General features: G+C 57.9%; 7 protein-coding genes and 1 pseudogene. All 8 read right to left on the bottom strand.

Annotated elements, in window-relative coordinates; translation table 11 throughout:
- Positions 1–689 precede the first annotated feature (689 nt).
- Positions 690–1,082: pseudogene (locus KYK14_RS22590) on the bottom strand (Ig-like domain-containing domain); the annotation flags it as partial.
- Positions 1,083–1,203: 121 nt separating this feature from the next.
- Entirely contained in the window at positions 1,204–2,100 is an 897-nt protein-coding gene (locus KYK14_RS14840) for a class I SAM-dependent methyltransferase (protein WP_219159871.1), read from the bottom strand.
- Positions 2,101–2,279: 179 nt separating this feature from the next.
- The gene (gene mnmG / locus KYK14_RS14845) at positions 2,280–4,148 is read right to left on the bottom strand and encodes a tRNA uridine-5-carboxymethylaminomethyl(34) synthesis enzyme MnmG (protein ID WP_219159873.1); all 1,869 of its coding nucleotides are present in this window, start codon (positions 4,146–4,148) and stop codon (positions 2,280–2,282) included.
- Positions 4,149–4,292: 144 nt separating this feature from the next.
- The gene (locus KYK14_RS14850; RefSeq protein WP_246601865.1) at positions 4,293–5,006 is read right to left on the bottom strand and encodes a GNAT family N-acetyltransferase; all 714 of its coding nucleotides are present in this window, start codon (positions 5,004–5,006) and stop codon (positions 4,293–4,295) included.
- 189 nt (positions 5,007–5,195) lie between these two features.
- A complete protein-coding gene (gene ybeY, locus KYK14_RS14855) occupies positions 5,196–5,672 on the bottom strand; it encodes an rRNA maturation RNase YbeY (RefSeq protein WP_185281840.1) in 477 nt (158 codons plus the stop codon).
- Between the two features lie 8 nt (positions 5,673–5,680).
- Positions 5,681–6,127, bottom strand: a complete 447-nt coding sequence (locus KYK14_RS14860) for an ATP-binding protein (protein WP_185281839.1) — start codon at positions 6,125–6,127, stop codon at positions 5,681–5,683.
- Between the two features lie 43 nt (positions 6,128–6,170).
- Positions 6,171–9,569, bottom strand: coding sequence for a DUF4175 family protein (locus KYK14_RS14865; protein WP_343217115.1), 3,399 nt, complete (start codon positions 9,567–9,569; stop codon positions 6,171–6,173).
- Positions 9,570–9,771: 202 nt separating this feature from the next.
- Positions 9,772–10,536 carry an exodeoxyribonuclease III gene (locus tag KYK14_RS14870; protein WP_219159875.1) on the bottom strand — a complete coding sequence of 255 codons (765 nt, stop codon included), beginning with the start codon at positions 10,534–10,536 and terminating at the stop codon, positions 9,772–9,774.
- Positions 10,537–10,719: the final 183 nt, after the last annotated feature.

A 10,719-nucleotide genomic window follows, 5' to 3' on the forward strand; every position in this document is an offset into this window, starting at 1 on the left:
TGACCCTGGCGGTACACTTGCTGCGGATTGCCTTCCACGGCGTAGCCTACTGCCCGGCGCGTTGGTTCTTTGCCCTGAAAGCGCACGTCGAGGGTGTCGCGGCCTACGTTGCCGGCACTATCGGCGGCCGTGAGTACGTAGCGGCCCTCCGTAAAGGTGGGCGTTTTGAAGACTAATAGCGTCTTGCCCTCCTCAGCTAGCAATATGCCTTGGTTGAGGGTAGCCGTGTCGGGGCGGGCGGCGGTGCCGGGCAGTGGAGCCAGGCGCGCCCGGCTTACTCCCTCGTTGAAGGATACCTTGAACCGGGTAGGCTCGGGCTGCTGACCAGTAATGAGCGCCCGGCGGGCGTCGGGGCGCACCAGTTGTAGGCGCACCGAGTCGAGTGTTTCGCCTACCTGAATGGGCTCGGGGAGGTAGGCAATTTTCTCCCCATCTTCATAGCGGAAGCTCTGGTTTTTATCCACCAAAGCATACAGCCGGTACGGGCCTGCCTTCAGGTTTTCCAGAGTGAAAGCGCCGGATTTGTCGGTGCGAGTGAGGTAGTAGGGCCTACCCTTGCGCACCGAAAAGGCGGTGTCGTTGGCGGGGTATAGCATCACGGAGGCATTCTCGGCAGGCTTGGTCGTGAGCAGGTCCGTCACCACGCCGCGCACCATACCCGAGTCGAGCTGCGGGCCGGTACTGAACGCCAGCCGCACGTTTTTGGCCTTGTTCTTCTCGGTGATATCCACTACGGCATCCCCAAAGTTGAAGGAGTAGGTGGTATTCGGCGCAAACGGCTTATCGTAAATCAGCGAAATAGCCGTGCGGTCCTCGCGCACTTTGTAGTGGTTCTCATCCGGAATCAGCGGGGCCACAATCAGGTTTTTGGCCAAGTCCTGCAACTGCACTTCCTCCGAAAACTCCAGCCGAATGGTTTGGGTCGTCACGTTGCGGGCGCCCTGTTCTGGGCTAGTGCTCACCAGCTCGGGCGGAACCAGGTCGCGTGCACCACCATCGGGCGAGGCAATGGTAGCGCAGCCGCTCAGCAGCGCCAACCCGGCTACCCACCGTATCCAACCAGCACGCACAAATTGCATCATAAATAAATAGACAAAAACAGTGACGGCGGCACGAAGCGCAGGCTTCGCTCACCGCCGCCCACTATCACTCAACTTAACAATCAACTACATAGCCCCTCCCCTACCCCATTGGGGAACAGGCTTAGCGCCGAGTAGCTACGTAAATCAGGCTGGAATATTGCCCGCCGTGCTGGGCCGCGTAGCGGTTCGACTGGTAGCCGGCTTTCAACACGGCCAACATGCCCTGCCCCTGCTCGGCGCGGTGTTTCTCGCTGAGCATGCTCACGTAGTAGGCGTCCAGGGCCATGGGTAGGGTTTCGCGCACCTGCATTTTGTGCTTTTTCAGCAACTGGCGCATGGTATTGGGCGCAAAATGGTAGAGATGGCGCGGCACGTCGTAGGCCGCCCAATCCTGGCGGTAGTGCTGAGCGTCGAGGCTTTCTACGTTGGGAACGGCAATGATAAGCACACCCTCCGGCTTCAAGAGCTGAATGAGCTGGCGCAGGGTTTCGTTCAGGGTATGAACGTGTTCCAATACGTGCCACAGCGTAATCACGTCGAAGGAGCCGGCCGGTAGCTTGCCGAGGTCTTCAGGCGTGCCCACGTTGGCCCCTACCCTACGCATCGCCTCTTCGCGGGCGCGGGGGTTGGGTTCTAGGCCATGCACCTGCCAGCCATCGGACTTGGCCGCCGCCACAAAATGACCCGTACCGCAGCCGTAGTCCAGCAGTTTGCCTTTGCTTGGCACCAACCGATTCAGCAGAGCCACCTTGCGCCGCAGGGTAAAAAAGCGGGCTACTTTATAGGCTTGGTTGATGAGCCCAGCCGCGCCGCTGTTGTGCGACACATATTCATCTGACTCGTAATACCGCCCAATATGGGCCGCATCGGGGCGCGGATTGGTGAGCTGAAATTTGCACGCCGTACACTGCTGAATAGCGAAGCTCTCCTTGCTCACCGACTTATCTTCAACCACCAGCTTATTCTGGAAGTCCAATTTCCCGCACACCGGGCAAGCCTCTAAACGTTCGTAAGACACAGAAATGAGATGTTGAATAGTAAGCGCATGAACGTCGTGCTTCATCTGGCGTCCGCGCAGCCGAAGCATCTCTACCGCAATAGTAATTCTTATTGAGAAAGATTACGGCTGCAGTAGAGATGCTTCGGCTGCGCGGACGCCAGATGAAGCACGACACGCTCTATCACTTAACACAAAAACTATCTACCCAAGTACACCATCAGCACCGAAACGTCGGCTGGTGAGACGCCACTGATGCGGCTGGCCTGGCCCAAGGTTTCGGGCTGAATCTTGAGCAGCTTCTCGCGGGCCTCGTGCGAGAGGGCGGGCATGGCTTTGTAGTCGAGCCGGCCTTGGATTACGAAGTTTTCCAGCTCCTGCACGCGGGCGGCCTGCTGGTGCTCCTTGGCCAGGTAGTTTTCGTATTTCACCAGGATAATGGTCTGCTCCAATGCCTCGGCCCGGTAGGGCGCCAGGGCCAGCGTGAGGCCAGGCAATACGCGGGTGAGGTCGGCCAGCTCCACGTTGGGGCGGCGCAGCAAATTCACGGCGCGGGTTTTCTCGTGGATGGTAGCCGAACCCAGCTCCTCTAGCAAGCTGTTGATTTCGTGGGGCTCGATGGCAAACTTGCCTAGCAGCGTCAGCACCTCTTGGGTTTGTTGCTCCTTTTGGCGCACCAGCTCCATACGCTCTTCCGAAGCCAGACCCAACTCGTAACCCAGCGGCGTGAGGCGCAGGTCGGCGTTGTCCTGGCGGAGCAGGATGCGGTGTTCGGCGCGGCTCGTGAACATGCGGTAGGGCTCGTCAGTGCCTTTGTTCACCAAGTCATCAATGAGCACGCCAATGTAGGCCTCGCTGCGCTTGAGCACGAAGGGTGCCTTGCCGTGTACTTTGTTGTGCGCGTTGATGCCGGCCATCAGGCCCTGGCACGCCGCTTCCTCGTAGCCCGTGGTGCCGTTGATCTGGCCCGCGAAGTACAGATTCTTGATCCGCTTGGTTTCCAGCGTGAGGCTGAGCTGGGTAGGCGGGAAGAAGTCGTACTCGATGGCGTAGCCAGGCCGGAACATCTTGGCATTCTCGAAGCCCGCAATCTTGCGCAGGGCGCGATACTGCACGTCCTCGGGTAGGGACGAGCTGAAACCGTTCACGTACACTTCTACCGTGCTCCAGCCCTCGGGCTCCACAAAAATCTGGTGGCGGTCCTTGTCGGCAAAGCGGTTGATTTTGTCCTCCACGCTCGGGCAATATCGCGGCCCCAAGCCCTTGATGCGGCCTTGGAACATGGGCGACTTCTCGAACCCCTCGCGCAGGATTTCGTGCACCTCGGCGTTGGTGTAGGTGATGTAGCAGGGGCGCTGCTTGGCTAGTGCAGGCGTGTCGAGGTAGGAGAATTTGCTGGGCACGTCGTCGCCGGCCTGCTCCTCCATTTTGGAGTAGTCCAAGGAGCGGCCGTCTACGCGAGGCGGGGTGCCGGTTTTCATGCGGCCAGCTTCGAAGCCCAGCTCCTTCAGCTGCTCCGTGATGCCAGTGCTGCCGCGCTCGGCAGCCCTACCCCCACCAAAGTTCTTTTCACCGATGTGAATGAGACCGTTTAGGAAGGTGCCATTGGTGAGCACCACCGACTTACCCCGGAACTCGATACCGAGCTGCGTTTTCACGCCTACCACCGTATCGTTTTCCACTATTAGGCCCAGCACGGCTTCCTGCCAGAAGTCTACGTTAGCAATGCCTTCCAGCGTGAGGCGCCACTCCTCAGCAAAGCGCATGCGGTCCGATTGCGCGCGCGGGCTCCACATAGCGGGGCCTTTGGAGCGGTTCAGCATCCGGAACTGAATCATGGTTTTGTCGGTGATGATGCCCGACTGCCCGCCCAAGGCGTCTACCTCGCGCACAATCTGCCCTTTGGCAACCCCGCCCATGGCGGGGTTGCACGACATCTGCGCAATGGTGTTCATGTTCATGGTCACCAGCAGCACTTTCGAGCCCAGGTTGGCGGCAGCGGCGGCGGCTTCGCAGCCCGCGTGGCCCGCGCCCACCACAATCACATCGTATTCTTCTTGCTGAAACATGCCTTCTTAATAGAATTTTTTCGCCCGGAGTTCACGCAAGCTTGAAAGGCGAGTTTGAGAGTGTTAAAAACCCAGCAAACACCTCTATTTGCAAGTGGATACCCTTCACTGCGAAAAGCGTGTGCAAAGATACAATTCAGGCAGTTAGTCTAGTTCCTGCTCGTCCCAATCAAGCATCAGCTCAGTGGCTTGCCGGTTCACCTCTTCCCAGGTAAATGGGAGCCACTGGTCGCGCAGGCAGTTGAACACCTCCGTAGCAGGTAGGCAGGGAAACAGCTTGTAGTCGAACTTGGGGTAATCATGCACCAGGTAGCCAGGGTAGTAATACTGCATGTGCTGCTGGCGGGCGTGGTTTATTTTCAACAGCATCAGGTACTTGCCTAGACTGTTTTTGCGGTAGGCAGGGTCATAGAAATTCATGATGCCGGCCAAGCTGCGGGTGCCACTATCGAAAATACCGGCCGCAATCAGCTGCCCGTTGTCGCGCACTTCCAGCACCTCGGTGGTGAAGATGTTGTGGGTGGCGCCAGCCAGCAGAAAGGCCTCCACAGTAGGCGGCGCGTCGAAGGTGATGGAGGCGCGGTACTGCGCGTACAGCATCTCGTATTCATCAGTAAGCCGGAAAGGCCGGATAGAAACGCCGAACGGCTCATTTAGGCGCAGCAAGCGGCGCTGCTCCGGCCCCCACGTCACGTTGTCGAGCGCCAGTCGGAGCCAATGCACCGTGTGCAGCGTGTCGTTGATGGGTAGGAAACGGCACGTGAATAAGTCCTGATGCATCCGGTAATAACCCTGGCCCAGGTAATAATCCAGCATGTTGCCCGGAATAATAGGAAATGGAGGGGGCACGGCGGACATAGAAATATAACGTGGGTAGGGATGGTCATTCCGAGCAGCGCGAGGAATCTGGATAACTGTCCTCGGCGAGACTTGCTCAGACTCCTCGCGCTGCTCGGAATGACAACGGGTAGGCAACAATACAGAAAACGCCCGCATTTCGGCGGGCGTTCCTGAAAAATCAATCCATGAAAAACGGATGCAAAACGCCTAGAATGTGCGTAGCAAGAGGCAGTCGTCTTCCTTTTTGCGCATGGCTGTCTGGCTCAGCAGGTCCTTGTCGGCGTAGCCCAGCAGGTGTAGCACACCGTGAATCATTACGCGGTGCAATTCGTCGCGGAACGTCACGCCCAGTTGCTGGGCATTTTCGCGGATTCGCTCCACCGAAATGAAGATGTCGCCCTCAATCACGTCCGACGTGTCCGAGTTATCGAAGGTGATAACATCGGTATACGTGTCGTGGTCAAGGTATTCCACGTTCACCTGGTGCAAGTACTCGTCAGAGCAAAAGATGTAGGTCAGCTGAACGATTTCGTGCTCGTGCACCGCCGCAATCCGCTCAATCCAGGAGGTGAGTTCGGCAGCGTCGGCCAACTCGAAATCCACTTCCTCTACGATAAACTCGATGCCAGGCGTTTCGTGGCGCGGCTCCTCGTGCAAAAACTCGTCGTGTTCAGCTGTGTTCATACCAGGGCTTAGGCCGTGACGTGGTCAGATGGAGAATCGGAAGTGGCAGGCGCAGGGGCGAGTAGGAACGTGAGCTGCACGTTGCGACCCTCCTGGGTGAACTCCACCTCGTCGGCGAGGTGGCGAATGAGGAAGATACCGCGGCCACCGGGGTTTTCCAGGTTTTCGGGAGCCGTGGGGTCCAGTAGGTTATCGTAGTCGAAGCCTTCGCCTTCGTCCTGTACTTCGAACTTCAGACGGTCCTGATCTACGTAAAGCGACAGAAATACGTTCTTGTCCTTGTCGAACTTATTTCCGTGCCGGATGGCGTTGTTCACCGCTTCGGTGACGGCCACCATAATGTTGCCGTAGATGTCGTCTTCAATATGGAAGGTATCCTTCGAATTGTCGATGAAACTTTCCACTACTCGGATGTTCTCGACCAGCGAAGGAATTTGAATTTTAACCTGCTTCATAAGGGGTTGGTAAGAGGGGCAGCGGCGGTAAAAATAAGGAGAGCTATTTCATTTTCTGAAAATATTCACTGACCTCCCGCTGATAATAGGGCGTGAGGGCGGGCGGCACCGTACGGAGCAGCTCCGTTTGCCGGGTTTTCTGCTGCTTGTATTTTTCAAAAGCAGGCGGAAATACCGGCGGGCGGTTCTGCGCCGTTTGCGCTTCCCGACGTTCCTCCTGGTCGCGCTCCTGGGCCGATTTCTCGGCTTCCAGCAAACGAGTCAGGATTTGTTGCTGGCGCATGATGGTTTGCTCCGTCAGCCGCTTGTTTACGAGGTCGGTTTCGGTTTGTTCCATCATTTTTTTCAGGTCGCCGGTACCGCCCCCGCCGTCCTGGCCTTTGCCTTCCTTGCCGCCGGGCTTCATCTGGTCCATTTTCTGCAAGGCGTCGCGCAGCATCTGCTGCTGTCCAGCTAGTTTGGCCAACTCCTCCGACAGCGCCCTACCCGATTTGCCGCTCTGTTGGAGCTGCTGAATCTGCTGGTTGAGCTGCTGTTGCATGCGGCCTAGCTGACCTTCGCCGGCGCTGCTACCCTTCTTCTTTTTGCGGCCGGGCTTGCCGCCGCCCTGCTGCTGTTGCTGTTGGCTCTGGCGCTGCTGTTCCTGCATTTGCTTCAGGGCATCGTTCAGCATCAGGGCCAGGTTGTTCATGCTGGTCATGGCCTGCTGCTGGCTGGCGGTGGCGCGGCGCACGTCGCGCTGCTGGATGTGGTTCATCGACTCATCCATGCGGCCGTTCATCTCCCCTACCTCCCGCGTCACGAAGCTCTGGAGCTGGAATACTTTTTTGGCCAGGGCATAGAGCGAGTCCTGCACTACGCGGGCGTCGTCGCGGAGTTTGCGCTGCTGCTGGCCTAGCTGCACAAAGCGCGGGTCCTGCTGGTCTACCTGCCGAAACTGCTTCATTACGCCTTCTTCGTCGAAGCTCAGCTTGAGCAGGTTTTCCAGGATGTCGCGCAGGCCGTCGATGTTCTGCTGTTGCTGGTCCTGCTCCTCCTGGTCCATCTGCTGTTGCATTTCCTGGGCCATTTGCTGCATCTTCTGGGCCGCTTGCTTCTGGGCCTGGCTGGCTTTCTGGTTCTGATTTTTTTGGAGTTGCTGCTGGCTTTCCTGCATCTGCTGGTCTACCTGCTGTTGCTCCTGCTTCATCTCATCGGCCTCGTTTTCGCCGCCCAACTGCTCGTCCATTTTCTTCAGGTCCTGCAAGTCCTGCTTGATTTCGTCAAACTGCTCCTTGGCCTGCTGTTGCTGCTGTTTCAGCTCCTCGTTTTTTTGCTTTTGCTGCTCGTTGCTGAGCTTGTTGTCCTGGTTGTTTTTGTCGTTTTGCTGGGTTTGCTCGGCTAGCTTTTTCTGCTCCTCGGCCAGTTTTTGCAGCTTGTCGAGGGCAGCGTCCTGCTTCTGCTCAAACTGCAATTGCTTGAACATCTCTAAAGCCCGCTCCAACTCCTTCTGCAAGGTTTGCTCTTTGTTTTCGAGCTTTTGCAGAAGTTGCTGCATGTCCAACTGGTTGTGGTCCTGCTGGTTTTCCAGGAGCTTTTGCAGCTCCTCGTAGAGCTTCTTGGTCTCGGGGTCCAGCAAGGTTTCCATCAGCTTTTGCAGCTCCTGCGCCTTTTCAGCCAGTTCCTGGCTTTTGGGGTCCAACTCATTTTGCTGCTGCATCATCTGCTCGAAGGCTTGCTTCATGTCAGCCAACTGCTGGTCTACCTGCTTCTTTTCTTGCAGCATATTCTGCAACTGCTTGCGGTCCTGGAAGCTCAGTTCGCGCTTGGTTTTCAGTTTGTTGTCGGTTTTGGCCATTTCGCGCTCCAGCTGCTTGCTCTGCTCGCCGGCGCGGCTCAACTGGTTCTGCACCGCCGCCGATTTCTGAGCCAACTGCTCGCGCTGCGCTGCCCGTGAGGGTAGGCGGTACTCGGCTTGCCGCGTGCGTGCCGATTTGGGGCCGTGCACGCCATCGTTGTCCCACACCTGCACGAAGTACTCCAGCCGGTCGCCGGGCTTCAGGTTGAGGGCGCGCACGTCCCACTGGTAGGCATAGGCCTGGGCCGTACCAGATTGCAAGGGTAGGGCGCGGGTCTTGTAGGGTGCGCCGGGGTTGCCGCCCGCCACGCGGTAGTGCAGTTGCAGACGCGAGAGGCCATAGTCGTCGCGCACGGTGCCGCCCAGGGCCAGAAACTGCCGGGCCGTGGTGTCGGCAAAGGTTTCCAGGGTGATGTCGGGTGTTTGGTCGGGTAGGGCCGTGAGCTGGTATTGGATGGGGTCGCGGTTGAGGCTAGCGGGGTTGCGCAGGCGCACTAGGTAAGGCTGGCTGCGCATTACCCGCCGCGAAGCCGTGAACTCGTCGCCATTGGCGGCGGCCGTCACGGTTTCATTGGGGTTTTGAAAAACGAGTTGTAGTTCGTCGGTGGCTTCGGTAGCGAAGTTCCACTGCACGGTGCTACCCTCCGGCACGGTCAGGTTGCCTGTGTTGCGAATGGTTTCGGCAGCTTTGCCCAGGTAAGTAGGGTAGGAAACGCGCACCGAAAAGTCGCGCAGATCAGGGCGCTGGCGCACGCGCAGGTCGTACTCATCGGAGGTGAAACCGGCAGCGGCCAACTGAAAGGAAATGTTCTTCTGTAGCTGCTTGAACTCGTAGCGGTAGCGACCGTTGGCCTGCTTGCTGAGGTGCCGCTCCCGGCCATCGTAGCGAACCGTAATATCGTTGGGTAGGGCGTCGCCTTCTACAGCTACTTCCAAGGCAAAGTCTTCGCCCTTAAAGGCTTGCAGATTCTTATTCTCTACCACAAACCGAAACGGCGCGGGCGGCGAGTAGGCGCGGTTATAATGCAAAATGCGCTCCGTGCCTTGCACGAACAGCGCCGGGTACACCAGCAGCAGCAAGGCAATAATGCCCGCCGGTACGGCCACGTATTTCCACAAAGGCCGCGTCTGGGTTTTGAGGTCAATGCCCTTCGTGAACTCAAAGCCGGCGAGCTGACCAGCGCGCTGCTCCAGGCTGGCGGCAATCAGGGCGTTTTCGCGGGCTTGGCCTTGCAGCTGTAAGGCGTTCAAGAGCTTGTCTTGTACTTCTGGAAACAACTCCCCTACCCTACTAGCGGCTTGCTCGTCGGAGAGTAGGCGCCGCAGGTTAGTGAGGGCGGCTAGGGGCTGCCAAATCCAGCGCACAAAGGCGTACACTACTAAGCCAAGAAAGCCAAATAGCAGCCCGCCCCGCACCCAGGTGGGCAGGTACAAAAAGTATTCGAGCAGGTTGAAGACCACGAACAAGGTCAGCAACAGGCCTAAGGCTACCAATCCGCCGCGCACCAGCAGGCTCAGGTAAAACTTGCGCTTAAAGGCTTCCAACTGGTCCAGCACCCGTTGTAGGGCTGGCAGCGGCGCCGCTGTAGTATCTCTGTTTTCCACTAGCGATAGGACTCAGTTCGGTTCAGGCAAGATACGGATTTGCCCGCCGGTATGAGAACGACAACGGAGGGTAGGGAAATTGTTCCGTAGAAGCGTATGGTACTGTAGGGGCGCCTTGCAGGCGCTCGTCGTTGAACGGCTTGGCCCCACACTTACGCACAAAGCCCTACCCTCAGCAACAACGGGCACCTGTAAGGCGCCTCTACAGCACCACGAAAGCCGGGCAATGGTCGGAGTGTACCGCGTCAGGCAGCAGGCCGGCTTCCAGAATACGCGGCTCTAACTGTTTATCTACCAGCAGGTGGTCGAGGCGCCAGCCTACGTTGCGGGCGCGGGCACCGGCGCGGTAGGTCCACCAGGAGTACTGGCCAGTGGCGTCGCCGTGATGGTGGCGGAAGGAGTCGGTGAACCCATCGGCCAGAAAATCCCGGAACCACTGGCGCTCCTCGGGTGTGAAGCCGGGGCTGTTCTGGTTGGCCTTGGGGTTGTGCAGGTCGATGTCGGTCTGGCAGCAGTTGAAGTCGCCGCCGATGATGAGCGGGGGCACGCTTGCTGCTTGCAGCTCGCGCACATAGCGCCGGAAAAAGTGCAGCCACTCTACTTTAAATGCCTGCCGCTCCGGCCCGCTGGTGCCCGAGGGCATGTAAGTGTTCAGCACCGAAAAGTCGTCGAAATCCAGCCGCAGCACTCTACCCTCCGAGTCGTAATCTGTGGTGCCACAGCCTACTGCTACGTTGTTAGGCTTCACTTTTGAGAAAGTAGCCACGCCGCTGTAGCCAGGCTTTTCGGCCGGGTGCAGGTAGGCGTAGTAGCCGAGGTCGGCAAAACCGCCCACGTTCAGGGCATCCCTACCCGCTTTTATTTCTTGTAGGCACAGCACGTCGGGCTGGACTTGGGCTACCCAATCGAGTAGGCCTTTGCTCAGGGCTGAGCGCAAGCCGTTGACGTTGTAGGTGATGATGTTCAAAATGAGGATAATTTTTTGTCATCCTGAACGCAGCGGAGCGTAGTGAAGAACCTTATCACGCTGGCGCGAGCCGTTATTGTAATGGTTGTTCTTACGTGATAAGGTTCTTCACTACGCTCCGCTGCGTTCAGGATGACAGCCTTAATTACTCGTCTTCCAGCGAATCAAAATACTCCACAATGT

The organism is Hymenobacter profundi, from assembly GCF_019334315.1.
In the GTDB taxonomy this organism is placed as follows: domain Bacteria; phylum Bacteroidota; class Bacteroidia; order Cytophagales; family Hymenobacteraceae; genus Hymenobacter; species Hymenobacter profundi.